Annotated in this window: 15 protein-coding genes; 2 read left to right on the forward strand and 13 right to left on the reverse strand. The window is 61.6% G+C overall.

The features are described 5' to 3' along the window. Positions 1-53 precede the first annotated feature (53 nt). The 6 genes from OS035_RS11720 to cyoA form a co-directional block, all read right to left on the reverse strand. Complete coding sequence (locus OS035_RS11720) at positions 54-1,223, reverse strand: acyltransferase family protein (RefSeq protein ID WP_183777872.1); 1,170 nt, start codon at positions 1,221-1,223, stop codon at positions 54-56. Between the two features lie 109 nt (positions 1,224-1,332). Beyond that, positions 1,333-2,091, reverse strand: a complete 759-nt coding sequence (locus OS035_RS11725; RefSeq protein ID WP_183777873.1) for an SURF1 family protein — start codon at positions 2,089-2,091, stop codon at positions 1,333-1,335. A 46-nt stretch (positions 2,092-2,137) separates the two neighbouring features. Beyond that, a complete protein-coding gene (gene cyoD, locus OS035_RS11730; RefSeq protein ID WP_183777874.1) occupies positions 2,138-2,539 on the reverse strand; it encodes a cytochrome o ubiquinol oxidase subunit IV in 402 nt (133 codons plus the stop codon). Further along, complete coding sequence (gene cyoC / locus OS035_RS11735; protein WP_097625753.1) at positions 2,536-3,156, reverse strand: cytochrome o ubiquinol oxidase subunit III; 621 nt, start codon at positions 3,154-3,156, stop codon at positions 2,536-2,538. The genes cyoD and cyoC overlap by 4 nt, the downstream gene beginning before the upstream one ends. 5 nt (positions 3,157-3,161) lie before the next feature. After that, on the reverse strand, positions 3,162-5,165 hold the full coding sequence (gene cyoB / locus OS035_RS11740) for a cytochrome o ubiquinol oxidase subunit I (protein ID WP_183777875.1): 2,004 nt from the start codon (positions 5,163-5,165) through the stop codon (positions 3,162-3,164). Between the two features lie 42 nt (positions 5,166-5,207). After that, positions 5,208-6,401, reverse strand: coding sequence for a ubiquinol oxidase subunit II (cyoA, locus tag OS035_RS11745; protein WP_183777876.1), 1,194 nt, complete (start codon positions 6,399-6,401; stop codon positions 5,208-5,210). Between the two features lie 378 nt (positions 6,402-6,779). Between cyoA and OS035_RS11750 the strand changes: the two genes are divergently transcribed. Then, positions 6,780-8,111: an MFS transporter gene (locus tag OS035_RS11750; RefSeq protein ID WP_183777877.1), complete on the forward strand. Its 1,332-nt coding sequence runs from the start codon at positions 6,780-6,782 to the stop codon at positions 8,109-8,111. Positions 8,112-8,359: 248 nt separating this feature from the next. Further along, a complete protein-coding gene (locus tag OS035_RS11755; RefSeq protein ID WP_331813715.1) occupies positions 8,360-8,719 on the forward strand; it encodes a hypothetical protein in 360 nt (119 codons plus the stop codon). Positions 8,720-9,334: 615 nt separating this feature from the next. On the opposite strand, the gene OS035_RS11760 is transcribed toward OS035_RS11755, so the two are convergent. The 7 genes from OS035_RS11760 to OS035_RS11790 all read right to left on the reverse strand — a co-directional run bounded on the left by OS035_RS11760 (position 9,335) and on the right by OS035_RS11790 (position 17,087). Further along, positions 9,335-9,802 (reverse strand): cyclic nucleotide-binding domain-containing protein, encoded by a 468-nt coding sequence (locus OS035_RS11760; RefSeq protein WP_003563501.1) that lies wholly within the window; start codon positions 9,800-9,802, stop codon positions 9,335-9,337. Between the two features lie 98 nt (positions 9,803-9,900). Further along, a complete protein-coding gene (locus OS035_RS11765) occupies positions 9,901-12,615 on the reverse strand; it encodes an ABC transporter ATP-binding protein (protein ID WP_183777879.1) in 2,715 nt (904 codons plus the stop codon). A 378-nt stretch (positions 12,616-12,993) separates the two neighbouring features. After that, positions 12,994-13,446, reverse strand: a complete 453-nt coding sequence (locus OS035_RS11770) for an EVE domain-containing protein (protein WP_222148612.1) — start codon at positions 13,444-13,446, stop codon at positions 12,994-12,996. Positions 13,447-13,449: 3 nt separating this feature from the next. Next, positions 13,450-13,824: a VOC family protein gene (locus OS035_RS11775; protein WP_183777881.1), complete on the reverse strand. Its 375-nt coding sequence runs from the start codon at positions 13,822-13,824 to the stop codon at positions 13,450-13,452. A 66-nt stretch (positions 13,825-13,890) separates the two neighbouring features. Then, entirely contained in the window at positions 13,891-14,586 is a 696-nt protein-coding gene (locus OS035_RS11780) for a helix-turn-helix transcriptional regulator (protein ID WP_222148611.1), read from the reverse strand. Between the two features lie 111 nt (positions 14,587-14,697). Further along, positions 14,698-15,846: a glycosyltransferase family protein gene (locus OS035_RS11785; RefSeq protein ID WP_097625637.1), complete on the reverse strand. Its 1,149-nt coding sequence runs from the start codon at positions 15,844-15,846 to the stop codon at positions 14,698-14,700. Next, positions 15,843-17,087, reverse strand: a complete 1,245-nt coding sequence (locus tag OS035_RS11790; protein WP_331813716.1) for a glycosyltransferase — start codon at positions 17,085-17,087, stop codon at positions 15,843-15,845. The genes OS035_RS11785 and OS035_RS11790 overlap by 4 nt, the downstream gene beginning before the upstream one ends. Position 17,088: the final 1 nt, after the last annotated feature.

Consider the following 17,088-nt stretch of genomic DNA (forward strand, 5'->3'; position numbering starts at 1 on the left):
AGCGGTTTTCCGTCCGGGAGTTGCGAAAAGCGAAAAAAGCTAGAGCGGCTGTGCTATGCGCGACGCTTCTGGTCGCCTCTATCCCCGTCGTGGTCGGCTCCCTCCTGGAGTTCAACCGCTGTGTCTGCCGGCGCGCTGCTCAGCAGGCGCTTCTCGGTCTCTTGCAGGTCGAGGATCGCCTGTTCGATCCGCTCAGCCGGAATGTCGCGTCCGGTGACGCGCCACCGATGATGCTGCCATAGGCCGACGAGCAGGCGTCGGCCTGGGACTTCTATCGTCTCGTGCAGGAACCATGCTCCTCCCACGGCGATGACAAGCGCGACCGCGATCAGCGACGCTTCCGGCATCAGAGATTCAAAACTCCGATGCACGAGGAACATTATCGGCACGTGGAAAAGATAGAGTGAGAAGCTGATCGTGCCTAGAAACCGCATAGGTGCAGCTGCCAGGACATGGACTGCGATGGGAGGTTGTCGAGCAACGAGCGCGACAATGACGGCTGCGGCGAAGGCGCTTTGCAGGCTCCAGAATTCGGGGGAAAAACCAAGTACGAGATGCCTGTACGTGAAGAACGCCGCCAGAAGAAAGAGCGTGAAAATTCCGGTGAGGGCGGATGGCGTCCAATTATCCCCGTAGGAATGCATCTTCCCGGTAAGGGCGCCGAAAAGAAAATAGGGGAGCTTGGAAAGGAGCATGATTCCCGGCCCCGGCAAGTCGAGCAGACCATCGACGACGACGACCACCGTGAAGCCGACGATCATCCCGCGGTAGCGCTGCGGGCGGGCCAAGCAAAGCCACAGGATCGGGAAGAGCAGATAGAATTGAATTTCGGGTGGAATTGACCAGAAAACGCCACTCGAGCCCAGAAGAAGGACATGGCGGATAAAGTCGATGCCGCCGGTGATCGGTTGGACGAAGTCTAGATTCTGCATGCCGGACAGTATCGCCACAAGCAGAACGGCAGCCAGATAAACCGGATAGATGCGGGCAAAGCGGCTGACCAGAAAATCCAGGACGTTTTCCTTGGTCACCGGGCGCGAACCGTAGAGATGGGCCATCAGAAAGCCGCTGAGGGCAAAAAACAGGCCGACCGCTTCGCTGCCCATGGTGGTCAAATGCGCGGATGCAGTTGGAAAGATAAGTCCGACATGCGCCAGAACGACCAGCAGCGCGGCGATACCGCGCAGGCCATCGAGACTGGGAATGTAATCCGGCCGGTTCATGGGCAGCTTCTAAATATTCTGTTCCGGTAAGCAGTATCGGACATCGCTTTACACGGTGTTAATCCGGTTGCGCGCAAGCGCCCGGCGCAACCGCGTGCCGGAGCTCTGACTATTGGCGGCGGCCTCTTCCGATCTCGCCGCGAAGGATAAATACCAGCAAGGCGACCGCCATCGTCGCCAGCCCGTACCAGGTGATCGCATAGACGAGATGGTTGTTGGGGAAATGGATGACGGTCAGGCCGCCGACGGGCAGACCGCCCGGATTGGAGGTTGCATCGGCATCGATGAAATAGGGCGCGACCGCGCCGACGCCGCGCTTTTCAGCGATCGCCGCGACATCGCGCGAATACCAGCGGTCGGCCGCGGCATCGTTGGATTGCAACAGCGATCCCTTCGGTTCGGTCATCCTGATCAGACCGGTAATCTCGATCGGGCCTGACAATTCGCCCGCGCGGCGCGTGGCCGGATCGCGTCTGTCCATCGGTACGAAGCCGCGATTGACGAGAATGGCAGTGCCGTCGGAAAGGGTCAGCGGCGTCATCACCCAATAACCCGGGCCGAGCGCGGTCGACGCATAGACCAGCGTCTCCTTATCGTTTGCCAATGTCCCGGTCGCACTCACCCGCCGATACTCGTCCTCGGCGGCATTGACCTTATCCCAATCGGCCTGCCCCGGCGCCGGAACCGGTGCCGCATGCACACGCTGATCGACGCGGGCGATAAGGTCGCGCTTCCAAGAGAGGCGTTGCACCTGCCAGGTGCCGAGCGCTGCGAGGGCTGCGGCAAGCAGCACCAGGCAGACGCAGAAGATTGCCCGTTTTGCCTGGGAAGGCCGTCTTTCAGGTTGGTCCGAAGGAGCCACGCTCATGGGCTGAACCGATGCCGGCGGCGCTGCCGCCGGCGCTCCGTGAACATCACGGCATGTTCTTCATCATCTCGGGGCTCATCGGCATCATATTTGTGTTGAGATGATGCATGACCCAGAGGGAACCGGAGAGCGCGATGGCGACGATGATGATGGTGAAGATCAGCGCCATCATTGTCCAGCCGCCCTCGCTGCGCGGGTTCATGTGCAGGAAGAAGACCATATGGACGACGATCTGGATGGCGCCGATGGCCATGACGAGCACCGCCGTCACCAGCGGGCTGGCGAACACGCCTGCCATGACGAGCCAGAAAGGAATGGCGGTCAGGACGACGGAGAGGGCGAAGCCCGCCATATAGCTGCGGAAGGTGCCGTGGCCGGCCTGATGGCCGTGGCTGTGGCCGTGGTGGGCCTCGTGGGCATCCTCATGTGCGGGTGCTTGCGAACTCATCCGAGAACTCCCAGGAGATAGACGAAGGAAAAGACGCCGATCCAGACGACGTCGAGGAAGTGCCAGAACATCGAAAGGCACATCAGCCGACGGCGGTTGGCTTCGACCAGCCCGTGCATCGACACCTGCACCATCAGCGTGATCAGCCAGATGATCCCGAAGGTAACGTGCAGCCCATGCGTGCCGACCAGGGTGAAGAAGGAGGAGAGGAAGGCGCTGCGCGTCGGCCCGGCGCCTTCGTGGATCAGGTGGATGAACTCATAAAGCTCAAGCCCGATGAAGGCCGCGCCGAACAGACCGGTGACAGCAAGCCAGAACAGCGTTTCCGCCTTGGCGTTGCGCTCCATCTGCAGCATGGCGAAGCCGTAGGTGATCGAGGAGAGCAGCAGCATCGAGGTGTTCAGGGCGACGATCGGCAGATCGAAGAGATCGGCCGGCGACGGGCCGGCGGCATAATTGCGACCGAGCACGCCGTGGGTGGCAAACAGCACCGCAAAAATCAGGCAGTCGCTCATCAGGTAGAGCCAGAAGCCGAGATTGGTGCTGTTCTCCGGATGATGATCTTCCGTCAGGTAGAATTCAGGCTTTTCTGATGTGTCGATGGTCTGATCGCTCATGGTCATTACACCTGCTCGGCAAGCAGGGCGGTGCGCTTGCCTTCCGTTTCGGTCACCTCTTCGGCGGGGATGTGGAAGTCGCGTCGGTAGTTGAAGGTATGGCCGATCGCCACGACCAGCAGACCGATGAAGGAGACGACGACCAGCCACCACATATACCAGATCAGGCCGAAGGCCAGCGCGACGCTGATGCCCGAGAGGATGGCGCCGGTGCCGGTATTCTTCGGCATATGGATCGGCCGGAAGCCTTCCAGCGGACGCGCATAACCACGGTTCTTCATGTCGTACCAGCTGTCATGGTCATGGACGACGGGCGTGAAGGCGAAGTTGTAATCCGGCGGCGGCGAGGCGGTCGACCATTCCAGCGTGCGGCCGTCCCAGGGATCGCCCGTATCGTCACGCAGTTCATCGCGCTTCATGAAGCTGACGACGATCTGGATCAGGAAGGCGGCGATCCCCAACGCGATCAGACCGACGCCGAAGGCGGCGATGATGAACCAGATCTGCAGCGACGGATCCTCGAACTGGCTCATGCGGCGGGTGACGCCCATCAGGCCAAGCACATAGAGCGGCATGAAGGCGAACCAGAAGCCGATCTGCCAGAACCAGAAGCTCAGCTTGCCCCAGAAGGGGTCGAGCTTGAAGCCGAAGGCCTTCGGGAACCAGTAGTTCACGCCGGCGAACATGCCGAACAGAACGCCGCCGATGATGACGTTGTGGAAATGGGCGATGAGGAACAGCGAATTGTGCAGCACGAAGTCGGCCGGCGGCACGGCAAGCATTACGCCGGTCATGCCGCCGATGACGAAGGTCACCATGAAGCCGACCGTCCACAGCATCGGCACCTCGTAGCGGATGCGGCCGCGATACATGGTGAACAGCCAGTTGAAGATCTTCGCGCCCGTCGGGATCGAGATGATCATCGTGGTGATGCCGAAGAAGGAGTTGACGGAAGCACCCGATCCCATCGTGAAGAAGTGGTGCAACCAGACGATGTAGGACAGGATCATGATCACGCAGGTGGCGTAGACCATCGAGGCGTAGCCGAAGAGGCGTTTGCCGGAGAAGGTGGCGACGACTTCGGAGAATATGCCGAAGGCCGGCAGCACCAGGATGTAGACCTCCGGATGGCCCCAGATCCAGATGAGGTTGATGTACATCATCGGGTTGCCGCCGAGATCATTGGTGAAGAAGTTCGTGCCGGCATAGCGGTCGAGCGACAACAGGGCAAGCGTTGCAGTCAGGATCGGGAAGGAGGCGACGATCAGCACGTTGGTGCAAAGCGCCGTCCAGGTGAAAACAGGCATCTTCATGAAGGTCATGCCCGGCGCGCGCATCTTGACGATGGTGGCGATCAGGTTGATGCCCGACAGCGTCGTGCCGACACCGGCCACCTGCAGGCCCCAGATATAATAATCGACGCCGACACCCGGACTGTAGGCGGCGCCCGATAGCGGCGGATAGGCGAGCCAGCCGGTCTGGGCGAATTCGCCGATGAACAGCGACAGCATGATGATGATCGCGCCGGCGGTGGTCATCCAGAAGGAGAAATTGTTGAGGAACGGGAACGAGACGTCGCGCGCGCCGATCTGCAGCGGCACAACGAAGTTCATCAGGCCGGTGACGAAGGGCATCGCCACGAAGAAGATCATGATGACGCCGTGGGCGGTGAACACCTGGTCGTAATGGTGCGGCGGCAGGTAGCCTCCGGAGCCGTTGAAGGCGATCGCCTGCTGGATGCGCATCAGGATGGCGTCGGAGAAGCCGCGCAACAGCATGATGACGGCGAGGATCACATACATGATGCCGATCTTCTTGTGATCGACGCTGCAGATCCAGTCGTTCCAGAGCGGGCCCCAGAACTTGAAATAGGTGATGGCGCCGAGCACGGCGAGACCGCCGATGACAACGCCGATGAAGGTCACGACCAGGATCGGCTCGTGATAGGGGATGGCATCGAGGGTCAACCGGCCGAAGACGAACTTCAGGAGGTCAGGATTGGAAAACATGGAACAACCCGTTCATTATGTCTTGCGACGCAAAGCGCCAGGTTAATTGTTGTTGTTGAGCTGCGCCGGCGCCGGATCGGCGCCGTTGTTCATGCCGGGCATGGAATGGCCGTCATGCCGCATGCCCGCACCGGGCGTGCTGTCCATGCCCTGCATGCCGGGCATGTCGTGCTGCATGCTGTTGCCATCGCTTGTGTTGGCCGGTTCGCTGCGCGCCGGAGCACCCGTCGCCGGCACGGTGGCGGCAGGCGCCACGATGCCTTCGTCGGCATGGCGATTGTCATATTGCAGCTTGTCGTGATTCTCGGCACTTTCCTTGCCGCCGCCGCCCGTCATGTCGATGTGCATCATCTCGTTCATGCACATCTTGCCCGGCGTGGCGCACATGTTGAGGATGGCCTCGTAGAGATCGGCATCGGCGCCGGCATAATAGCGCACCGGCTCCTTCTCGCTCGGCTTTTCGAGCTTCAGATAGGCGTCGCGGTTAAGCATGGTGCCCTGCTGCTTGACCTTGGCCACCCAGGCGTCGAAGCCTTCGCGGGTGAGGCCGTGGAACTTGAAGCGCATATGCGAGAAACCCGAGCCGCTGTAATTGGCGGAGAAGCCCTCATACTCGCCCTCTTTGTTGATGACCGCGTGCAGCTTGGTCTCCATGCCCGGCATGGCGTAGATCTGGCCGGCAAGGGCGGGGATATAGAAGGAGTTCATCACCGAGGAGGCGGTAATCTTGAAATTGATCGGCATATCCACGGGCGCGGCGAGCTCGTTGACGGTGGCGATGCCGAGTTCGGGATAGAAGAACAGCCACTTCCAGTCGAGCGCCACGACCTCGACGGTCAGCGGCTTGGTATCGGCCGGGATGGCGCGCACCGCATCGAGGCGGTCGAGCGGGCGGTAGGGATCGAGCTTATGGGTGGAAATCCAGGTGACGGCGCCGAGCGCGATGATGATCGCCAGGGGCGCAGCCCAGATGACGATTTCGAGGCGGGTCGAATGGTGCCATTCCGGCGCATAGGTTGCGGCCGTGTTGGAGTGGCGGTAGCGCCAGGCGAAGAGCAGCGTCAGGAAGATCACCGGGATGATGATCAGAAGCATCAGCACCGTCGAGATGACGATGAGATCACGCTGTTGCACGGCGATGTCGCCGGACGGCGCCATGACCACCATGTTGCATCCTGCCAGGAAAAGCAGCGGCAAGACGGATAGAAGGCGGGAAAACTTCATGAGTTTTGGCACGTCTCTAAGCTCTTGTTGTTTCGTTTGTTCCGCGACTAAAGCACTGAACCAGATCGCGACATGAGGTGTTTGGTCGCAGTGCAGCAAGCATGCCGCACTGCGGCGTAAATGCCGTTGTCCTATAGCGTTGAAATCCTGAGGAAATCCAGAAGGATTCTTTCGCCAGCGCATGTTTCAACTCAATATATCCGCAAGAACCGGCCAGGCCAGCATTTGCAGGGGAAATCACCGTCCGGATCACGCAAATTTTTCCCATCCACGCTTCATTTGCGCCGCGATGATCAACTATTTCAGTCTTGCGGACTTGATAAGCCTGCGGGTTTGATCAAGATCACGCTTGGGGCGCCTTGCCGGAAGCGCCTTAACGAGGAGGCGTTTATGGCAACAACATCGCATTACGGACCGTCGTCATCGTCGCTGGAACGCGACGCGCGGCGTATTCACGACGACAAACCGGTTTCGCCAGGCAGCATCGCCATCGGCGTGGTCATCGGCCGCATGTCGGAATTCTTCGATTTCTTCGTCTACGGCCTCGCCTCCGTCCTGGTCTTTCCACAGCTCGTCTTCCCATTTGCGCCCGACCGGCTGACGGGCACGCTCTATTCCTTCGCCATCTTCTCGCTCGCCTTCCTCGCTCGTCCCGTCGGCTCCGTCGTCTTCATGACGATTGACCGGATGTACGGGCGCGGCACCAAACTGACCATCGCGCTCTTCCTGCTCGGCGGCTCGACGGCCTCGATCGCCTTCCTGCCGGGTTACGAGGAGATCGGCGTCTGGTCGATCGCGCTCTTGGCGCTCTTCCGTCTCGGCCAGGGTTTTGCGCTCGGCGGCGCCTGGGACGGTCTTGCCTCGCTGCTGGCGCTCAATGCGCCGGCCAATCACCGCGGCTGGTATGCGATGATCCCGCAGCTCGGCGCGCCGATCGGCTTTGCGCTGGCAAGCACGCTGTTCGGTTATTTCGTCGCCAATCTTTCCAGCGAGGATTTCCTCTCCTGGGGCTGGCGTTATCCGTTCTTCGTCGCCTTCGCGATCAACGTCGTGGCGCTGTTTGCGCGTCTGCGCCTGGTCATGACCAAGGAATTCGGCACGCTGCTCGAACAGCACGAGCTCGAAGCCGCACCGATCCTCGACGTTCTGCGCGTTCACGGCCGCGACATCCTGATCGGCGCCTTCGTGCCGCTCGCCAGTTTCGCCATGTTCCACCTCGTCACCATTTTCCCGCTCGGCTGGATGAGCCTTTACGGCAACCAGCCGATCGGCGCCTTCATGGTGGTGCAGGTGGTCGGCGCCATGGTCGGCATCGTCGCCATCGTCGCGTCGGGCCTGATCGCCGACCGCATCGGCCGGCGCGCCCAGCTTGCCATCTGCGCGGTCATCATCGCCGTCTTCAGCTTCGTCGGGCCGATCCTGATTGCGTCGGGCAACAGCGGCCATGACGCCTTCGTCATCATCGGCTTCGGCGTGCTCGGCCTGTCCTTCGGCCAGGCGACCGGCTCGATCTCCTCGCGCTTCGGCCGCGGCTATCGCTACACCGGCGCTGCCTTCACCTCGGACCTCGCCTGGCTGATCGGCGCCGGCTTCGCGCCGCTGGTAGCGCTCAGCCTCTCCAGCCGCTTCGGCCTGACCTTCGTCGGCTACTACCTGCTCTCCGGCGCCATTTGCACGCTGGCCGCACTCGCCTTCAGCAGGGCACTGGAACAGCGCGAATAGTGTAAACTGCAGCAGCACGCCGGAAAGTCCGGCGTGCTGCCTCATTCTCTATGGTATCGAAGAGCGGCGCCGCCAAATTGATGAAGCACTTGTTGGTCGTGAGCGATATCCACGGCTTTCCCGAAACTTTCGCCGAACTCTTGGATGTTGGGTGCCCTGAGCACCGCTGACTACAGCTGGCCGACCTGAGCGGTCGCGCCGGTCTGCGCGGAGACGAGCTTCACCACCATCTTTTCAACGAAGACGGCATGCGGCATGCGGTTCGGGCACTTCGCGAGATGGACGGACGCACGTGCTTGGGGATCGGTTTTAGCGCCGGTGGAACTGCTTTGTGGAATGCGGTCAAAGAGGGGCTGGAGCTTCAGGCCCTGATCTGCGTGTCATCAACCAGATTGCGCTTCGAAACGTCTCCATTGCATATACCCACAATGGTAGCCTGGGGAGAACTCGATCCATATCGGCCGCCTGAAAGCTGGAACAACATTGTTCCCAAGCGTTGGAAATCCTATGCCGGCAAGCAGCACGATTTTTACCGTACCGACGCGCTGACAGCTGGATCTCCGTTACGGGCAGAGATTGCCGCTTTCATCGAAGGCCTCTTCGCATAGCGCATATCTGCGTCACTTCGGCTGACCTTAGTAGGCTACTCCGCCGGGTCGCCAGCCCCTCATCGGCCTGCCGGCACCTTTGTAGCTTCCCTTTACCCGCTATTGGCGTAGTACTGCCTATTGCAGTGGCGGATGGAAGACCGTTGCACCCTTTGGGACACCAAGCCCGTGGGAAAGCCCAGGTCTCCGTCCGCCGTTCCATTGAACCCGAACAGTCGCCGGGGCCGCTTGCGAAAGCAAAGCCCGCTTAGGCAAGGGTGGGATGAGATGGAAATGAATGAGAGCGTGATTTCAATCCGGCGCAGGTGCGCGCCTTTGCCAACGCGCTCGGCCGCGGGGCGGATCCTCGTCGCGAATCGGGCAACATGGCCTGTGCCTGTTGCGCAGGTTGCAGATCTTGGGGCAAGCCTGAGCATGACGGGAGGGTAGGGGAGCTGATCCGAAGGCGGTCTGGATTCCGCACGAAGTTGTTGAAGAAGATGGCGCGCGAACTGGTCATTTCAAGCACATCGTTTTTCGTGGTCTATCGTGTCCGCCAAAAACTCAAACATGTGGAAATATTGTGCCGTGGTCCACGGCACGCAAAAATGGCCACCGAAATCTTGATCTGCAATCTTATTGCGCCATTTGCGGCTGCTTCGCAGCTCGGGCCGCCGTCAGTTCCGCGGTGGTGTGGTTCAGGCGGTCGGCGAGCACGCGCATGATTTCAACGGCCATTTCGGGGAAGTCGCTGAGCAGCTTCAGGAAGTGTTCCTTGCTGATGCGCAGCACCTCGAGCGGCGAGGTGGCGCGCACCGTTGCCGTGCGCGAGACATCGCAGAGGATGGCGATTTCGCCGACGATGGAATTGAGTTCGACATCGGCGACCTTGATCTCGCCGGCCGGCGAGGAGACGATGATATCGGCGGTACCGGAGAGGATGACATAGGCGGCGTCGCCCACATCGCCCTGATGGAAGAGGTTCTGTCCGGCCTTGTAGGTCATGCGGTCGGAGGTGAAGGCCAAAAGCTTGAGCTTGGCTGGCGCGATCCTTGAAAAGATTGGCACGCGCCTCAGCATTTCCACTTCGTCTCTCAACAGCATGAGCGTTTCAATCCCCTGACGCAGGGTTCTTGGAACCTGGCGCCTTCAATTCCTGGCGTCCCCCCGGGAACGCCTACCATCGCCGCCCCTATAGAATATTACGATAACAGTTCCTTGAACATCCCGTTTTTCTCGGAAAGTTCGGGATAGTTTCCGGCTTCGGCCAAGCCGCCGCGGTCGAAGAGCAGGATCCGGTCGAACATCTCGGCAAGGCGCGCATTGGAGAGCACCCAGATGATCGACGGCCGCTTGCCTTCCTCGTGCAGGTCCTGGACGATGTTGCGGGTAATCTGGTCCTGAACGCGCTGGTCGAGCGCCGACAGCGGCCGGTTGAAGATGAAATAGTCCGAGCGTTTCAGCAGCGCACGGGCCAGGTTGAGCTTCTGCCGCTGCACCATGGTCAGCCGCTTGCCGCCGGAGCCGACGTCGAATTCCAGCCCGATCGACAGGACATCGTCATAAAGATCGAGCGCGTCGAAGAGTTCGCCCATGATGGCGCGGATGCGATCGGAGGCGTCGGCCTGCTGGTAGGCGATGCGGCCGAAGAGCACATTGTCCATCAGGCTTGCCGACGGGGTGAAACGCTCGGCGTCGTAGCGCTCGATCAGCTCGCCGAGATCGGCCGGGATATGCTCGTGGAACTGCTTGCGGGCGCTGACGATCTTGTCCATCAGCTCGTCGGTCAGCAGACCGAAGCGGTGACGGGGTTCGATATAGGCAAAGCTCAGCCGGATGATGGCCGAGCGTTCCTCGGGTGTGGCGTCCTCGAAGCGGCGGCTTTGCAGCTTCTGCAGCAGCGCCTGGTAGGTCGGAATGTCGTCCGCCGTCATGAACGTCAGTTGCTGGAAGAACGGATGGTCCGGCGGCAGGTCGTGGAAGAGTTCGACGGCGTTCTCTGCAATCTCCAGGCCCATGGCGTAGAGATCGGTGCTCAAGCCCGTCTCGCGGAACAGCTGCTGGAAATAGGGATGGGCGGCAAGCCGGCGATTGGTCATCAGCGGCCGCTTCATGGTGCCGAAGAGCAGGTTTTCGCCGACCGTTGCCTGGGCGTTATAGGCGTCGAAGTCGAATGGCACGACGATGCCGTCGAGCCCTTCGTCGCGCAGCCGGTCTCTCAGCGAAGCGCGCAGGGCGACGACATGGTCGCTGACTGCAACATGCACGTGGGTATTGACGGTCGAGCGCAGCGCCAGGTCGAGGATGTCCTGCGAGATCAGCACGGCGTCGAGCACCGGCCGGATGGCTTTCAGCAAATCCTCCGGCCCGCTGGCGCCGGCCGCCTGGTAATCCACCCAATCGCTGTTGAGATCGAGCGTCGGATTGCCGGCCTTCACTGCCTCGACGGAATGCCATTTATATTCGAGCGCTTCCTTCTCGTCGTAGACGGGATCGGTCATCGGCGCGTGTTTGAGGCCGTAAAGCAGATTGCTGGCGAGCGTGCCGTGGAAGAAGAAGGTATCGGCCGAGGCATAGGAGATCCGCCGGCCGGTGATTGATTCCGGCAGATCCAGCAGGTCGCGGCCGTCGATAGTGATGCGGCCGGAATCGGGCCAGACCATGCGGCCGAGCGCTTCGGCGAAGGCTTCCGCGCCGCTGCCGTTCGGGCCGACGATCGCTACCGTCTCGTTCGGCTTGATCTCGACGGAGACGTGGTCGACGAGGCGGGCGCCGCTGTCGTCGGAGAGTGAGAGATTGGTGACGACGAGCGCACTCGTTAGCGCGCCGACGGGGGCGGTGGCCAGCTCCTGGATGCGGCTGTCGATCAGCGGCTCGACGTTGAACTGCTCGTAGACCTGCTGGTACTTCACCTGCACGTCCTGGCGCATCTGGTCCCAGTCGATCAGCTCCTTCAATGGCCCGGGCAGGTCCTTGTAGGCTGATATGACGGCGACGAGCTGGCCGATGTCGAGCCGGCCCTGCAGCGCCAGATAACCGCCGATCGCGTAGAACAGGAAGGGTGTCACCTGGGCAAGGAAGTTGTTGATGAACTTCACCAGGAACTTCCACTGGTAAAGGTCGTAACGGATCGAAAAGATCCGGCCGAGCCGCGAGGCAATGTCGGCGCGCTCGAGGTTGGAGGTGTCGTTGCCGTGGATCGTGCCGATGCCGTCGACGATTTCGCCGACACGGCCGGAAAGCTCACGCGCCGTCAGCTGCCGCTGGCGGCCAAGGTCCAGCAGGCGCTTGCGCATGCGGGGAATGACGACGGCCTGCACGCCGACGATGCCGGCGGCGATCATGCCGAGCCAGAAATTCTGGACGATGATGAAGGCGAGGGCGGTGATCGCCTGGCCGCCGAGAAGGGCAGGCGAGACGAAGGCATCACCGGTGAAGCCGCCCATCGGCTCCACCTCGTCCTTGATCATCGTGGCGATCTCGGCCGATTTCACCCGCTTGAAGTGGATAGGCGGAAAACGTAAGACCCGGTCGATCAGTTCGAAGCGGATACGGCGCAGCATGCGCTCGCCGAGCCGGCCCTTATAGGTGTTGATATAGAACTTGAAGAGGCCGTTCAGCACCACCAGCGCAAGGAACACCAGGCTGAGGGCCATCAGCATCTGGAAACGGTTGAGCTGCAAGCCTTGAAAAAATTCGACATGGCCGATCAGCGGAATGTCGTAGGCGATGTGCATGAAGGTCTGCCTTGCGCCTGGACCTTCGAAACCGTCGCCCTGGATCGGTCCGTTAACGATCTGCTTCGGCAGGTCGAAAGACAGGAAATAGGGCACCATCGAGGCGGCGACGACAGCCAGAATCCACAGCTGCTGCAGCCGCGTGTTCTTCCAGATGTAGCGGGCGAGGCTTTTTTCCATGGCTAACCGTCAGCGTGCTGGGAAATTCCGGGGGCCGGGATGGGGAGCAATTCTGAGAACAGGACCATGCAGCCGGACCGCCGATATCGCAATGAAAACAAGGCGAAGAGACCGGCTGCAGAAAGGCCGATTCTCGCCGGAACTTTGCTTATATCACAGGAATTTTGGATTGCAGCGCCGTGCGTCTGAAAAGACGCGAAAAGGACACCGTAGCACTTGGAATTGCTGAATAATTTTATCCTTGAATCGATTCCGATTAACGGAAATGCGGGGCAGCAGGCGGCTCGGCGATCATCCCGAGATCGGCGCTGCGAGCAAAAGAAACCCCCGGAAAAAATCCGGGGGCTCGTCAATTGCAGATCTCAAGAGAGGTCGCGCTCAAGCCGCGACTGCTCGCAGCATGGCGTTTGCAGTGGAGCAGCTCATCGCTTCCGCGATCATGTCGGCATCCTCATCACTGATGCCGAACAAACCGAAGCGAAGCTGATAGCCCCAATTGGGGCCGACCCGTGTGAAGGCCAGCCGGTCAAGCAGGGGCTGGATCGGGGTTTCCTCTGCCGGCTGCCAATCGACATCGCGACGCCAGGGCCTGAAACCGCTTTCCATCTCCACCTGGTATGGCGCGCCGTCACGAGCCGCGCCGATCGCGGTGAAAGCCTGCAGGCGGTCCTTGCCGCCAAAGACGACGGTGGGCGAGTAGTAGATCACGCGATCCCCAGGCGTGATGCGCCTGAGGGGTGATGCCTTGCCGTGACAGACCTGCATGAAGCCGGCTTGACGGCCGATGCGGACATGCTCTGCGGAAGCGACGGCGATCCAGGCTCTGGCCATGGCTCAACCCTCCTCGGTCACGGTGTAGACGCGCAGGCGATGCCCATCGGGATCGGCGGCGACAAAGCTTCGGCCGAAATCGAGATCGGTCGGCGCCATGACGATATCAGCGCCCTTGGCCCGCCAATCGGCGTGGGTCGCATCGACGATGTCTGATGTCGCGACCTTAAAACCTATGTCGCAGCCGCCGCCCGCTGCTGCCGGCGCGGGCTCCACGCCCGCTTTGCCCCAGAGACCGAGCCCCAGGCCGGAGGGCAAGATGAACATGGCGAAGGTCGCGCTCGCCTCCACGGGCTCCTTCCCGAGCAGGCTGGTGTAGAAGCGGGCGCTTGTCGGGGCATCGGTCACGTAGAGAAGAATGCTGTTGCTGGCGGTCATAAGGCGCTCCTGTTGTTCGTTGGACAGTAGAAGCTTATGACCAGACACTGCCAATTTCTGGCAGTATCATGCGTCACGATGCGATATTCCCTGGATCTCCCGCCATTGTTTCAGCAGCGCCTGCCTGCGCTTGGGATACCGTGCGTCGAGCACCTGCGCATGAACAATTCGATCCGTGCGAAACGAGCGGAAATCCTGGCGGAGTTCGCACCAGCCGAGAAGGAGGCGCACCTGGTCGAAAAAAGCCAGCGCGAACGGCCACACCACACGCTCCGATGCCACGCCGGCCCCGTCGCTATAGGAGATCAAAAGCTTGCGTTCGGTGCGGATCGCCTTGCGCAGAAGCGCCGGATCGACCTGGTCGACAGGGAGTTTGACCCCAGGCCCCACCAGGAGGGCGGATGCATCCAGTGCGTCGCGCAGTTCGGGCGGCAGCACGGCGGCAATCCGCGCCAGCGCATTTCGCGCCGCATCGCGCAAATGATCGTCCCCTCTATCCGCCACCCATCGGGAGCCAAGGACGAGCGCTTCGATCTCCTCCGGCGGAAACATCAGCGGCGGCAGGAGAAATCCGGGTTTCAAAATATAACCGACACCCGGTTCGCCCTCGATCGCTGCGCCTTGGGCCTGAAGGCTGGCGATATCCCGATAGAGTGTGCGGATACTGACGCCGATCTCGTCAGCCAGCACCTCGCCACTGACCGGCCGGCGGTGGCGGCGCAATACCTGGAGAAGGTCGAGAAGGCGTTCGGAACGGGACATGCGGTAAGCTTATACAGGCTTGCTGCTGCCAGATTCTGGCAGGATCAGATTTGCCCGGATTTGCCGAAACCGTGCGCCCACTTCTTTAGCCGCCTGCGCTCATTGAGATACTCAAGACTTCGAATTGCCGACCAGCATGGAGCGGATGATGCCGGCGGTCTTCTCAGCGCCGTCGAGATCGAGCGAGACTGCTCCGCGGCGCGGCGCGGCGAGCGCTTTTTCGACCGCCTCCTTCACATGGCCGGGCGTCAGTCCCGTTTCCGGCAGTATGTCGGCGAGATCAAGCGCCTGCAGCCGCTCGGCGCGCACCGTCTGTTCGGTTTCGCCGCCGGTGACGAAGGGGATGAGGATTGCCCGGCATTCGGTACGCAGGAGATCGCCGACCGTGTTGTAGCCTGCCTGCGAGATCGAGACCTTGGCGCCGCGCAACAGCGAGGGAAAATCCTTGCGGAAGCGGACCAACGTCACGTTTGGTGCTGCATCCTCAGACAATGCCGCGAAATCGGCTTCCGGCAGATTCGGGCCTGCTATCAGCAGCCAGCGAAGATTGCCGGGCAGGAGGGCGGCCGCGTCTTTTGCCGCGCCGATCAGCGCGGCGCCGACCGCGCCGCCGCCTGCCGATGCGATAATGTCGAAGGTTTCAGTCGGTTCCGGCGCCGGCGGCGCTGCAACGAGGCCGGTATAACGCAACCTGTCGGCGATCTCTGCCGTCAGCGGAAAAGTATCCTCAAGCCTGGTGAAATCGGGATCGCCATGGACGAGCACCGCATCGAAATGATCCTTGACCAATGCTGCCGTCTCCGCGTCGCGGCCGGCCTTGCGGTTTTCTTGCAGGATGTCGCGCACCGAGCTTAAGAGTTTCGGCCGCGGTTCGGTTTTGTCGATCGCCGCCAGCAGCGGCAGCAGTTCGAAGCGCATCTGCCGCCGGCCGAAGGGGAAGGCTTCGATGATCACGACATCGGGCCTGGCGGCATGGAAGGCCTCAAGCAGCAGATCGCGGCGGGCATTGAGGAAATCCTCACCGGCGGGGCGGCCATCGGCGTCGGCGAGGCCGGAAAAGCCGGCATTGCTGGCGACGACCGGCGGCAGGGCCACGGTCTTGACGCCGTCGCCGGGAAAACCCGGCACCGGCAGGCCGCCGGTGACCACCGTGACGTCGAAACCGTCCTTGACGAGCGCATTGGCGATGCGGCTGGCGCGGGCGATGTGGCCGATGCCGAGCAGGTGCTGGACGTAGAAAAAGATGCGCGGTGCCGTCATGACTTCTGCCATTCGGCCTCGAACAGGCCGGTGAGCTGCCGAATGCTGGAGTGATAGTCGAAATCGTCGCGCACCCGTCTTTCAGCGGCGTCGCCGAGGCGCTTGCGGAGCGCCGGGTTGCGGATCGCCGTCTCCAGCGCTTTGGCAAGCCTACCTGGATCCTCCGGCGGCACGACCAGGCCGTTTTCGCCGTCGTCCAAAAGCTCCGGCACGCCGGATACCGCCGTCGAGAGGCAGACGAGCCGCTGGCTCGAAGCCTCCACAAGCACGTTCGGCAGGCCGTCGCGGTCGCCATTGGCGGCGATCCGGCAGGCGAGCGCGAAGAGGTCGGCGCGGCGGTAGTGATCGAGCACGTCTTCCTGCGCCATGGCGCCCTTCCAGACGATGCGGTTGGAGAGTCCGAGCTCGCTGGCGAGCGCCTTCAGTTTGGCAAGCTCCTCGCCGCCGCCGATATGGTCCATGCGCCAATGAAGGTCATGGGGTAGCAGGGCGAGCGCGCGCAGCAGCACGTCATAGCCCTTCTTCTCGACGGCCCGGCCGACGCTGAGGATGAAGGCGGGATCGTCGGGGTCGCTGCCGGTTCTCTGCGAACGCTCGCCGGCAAAATGGCCGAAACGGGCAAGATCGAGACCGTGGTAACTCAGGTGCACGGCATCCTTGCGGGATGTCAGGGCGCGCATGTGCTCATAACCTGTCCTGGTGCAGGTGACGGCCCAGCGGGCGCTGCCGAGTTTTTCCTGCAGCTCCCAGTCGGGCGACGTCCAGATATCCTTGGCATGGGCCGAACAAGTCCAGGGTGTGCCAGTGAGGATGCTTGCATATTCCGTCACCGAAGCCGGCGTGTGGATGAAATGGGCATGCAGCCATTCGCCCCTATCCGGCCATTCGCGTCCCAGCACCAGCGCCTGGCCGAGACGGCGGAAGCGGTTGCGGGAGATGTCGCGCTTGAGGTCGGCGAGGAAACGTTTGATCAGGACCTTGAAGCCGGGTTTTGAGAAGCCGGCAACCAGGCCTTTCAGCACGCGGATCGGCTCCTCATGCAGATATTCCGGCAGGTAGACGACCCGCGCCCTGATCTCGTCATGCACGGGATGGCGCTTCTTGTCGGTCGGCCGGCGCATCGAAATCAGCGTCAGGTCGAAGCCGGCCTTTTCCAAGCCGAGCAGCTCCTGGGCGATGAAGGTTTCCGAAAGGCGGGGATAGCCTTTCAGCACGACGAGGATCTTGCGGCGTGGCGGCAAG

It is taken from the genome of Rhizobium sp. 268 (genome assembly GCF_036571585.1).
Classification (GTDB): Bacteria; Pseudomonadota; Alphaproteobacteria; order Rhizobiales; family Rhizobiaceae; genus Rhizobium; species Rhizobium redzepovicii.

Bases quoted from the DNA above. Each gene is read 5' to 3' on its own strand.
- OS035_RS11775 (WP_183777881.1), bottom strand. From the start codon at position 13,824: ATGACCGCCAGCAACAGCATTCTTCTCTACGTGACCGATGCCCCGACA.
- cyoD (WP_183777874.1), bottom strand. From the start codon at position 2,539: ATGAGTTCGCAAGCACCCGCACATGAGGATGCCCACGAGGCCCACCAC.
- OS035_RS11755 (WP_331813715.1), top strand. From the start codon at position 8,360: ATGCGGCATGCGGTTCGGGCACTTCGCGAGATGGACGGACGCACGTGC.
- OS035_RS11760 (WP_003563501.1), bottom strand. From the start codon at position 9,802: ATGCTGTTGAGAGACGAAGTGGAAATGCTGAGGCGCGTGCCAATCTTT.
- OS035_RS11770 (WP_222148612.1), bottom strand. From the start codon at position 13,446: ATGGCCAGAGCCTGGATCGCCGTCGCTTCCGCAGAGCATGTCCGCATC.
- OS035_RS11780 (WP_222148611.1), bottom strand. From the start codon at position 14,586: ATGTCCCGTTCCGAACGCCTTCTCGACCTTCTCCAGGTATTGCGCCGC.
- OS035_RS11750 (WP_183777877.1), top strand. From the start codon at position 6,780: ATGGCAACAACATCGCATTACGGACCGTCGTCATCGTCGCTGGAACGC.
- cyoC (WP_097625753.1), bottom strand. From the start codon at position 3,156: ATGAGCGATCAGACCATCGACACATCAGAAAAGCCTGAATTCTACCTG.
- OS035_RS11725 (WP_183777873.1), bottom strand. From the start codon at position 2,091: ATGAGCGTGGCTCCTTCGGACCAACCTGAAAGACGGCCTTCCCAGGCA.
- OS035_RS11765 (WP_183777879.1), bottom strand. From the start codon at position 12,615: ATGGAAAAAAGCCTCGCCCGCTACATCTGGAAGAACACGCGGCTGCAG.
- OS035_RS11785 (WP_097625637.1), bottom strand. From the start codon at position 15,846: ATGACGGCACCGCGCATCTTTTTCTACGTCCAGCACCTGCTCGGCATC.
- cyoB (WP_183777875.1), bottom strand. From the start codon at position 5,165: ATGTTTTCCAATCCTGACCTCCTGAAGTTCGTCTTCGGCCGGTTGACC.
- OS035_RS11720 (WP_183777872.1), bottom strand. From the start codon at position 1,223: ATGAACCGGCCGGATTACATTCCCAGTCTCGATGGCCTGCGCGGTATC.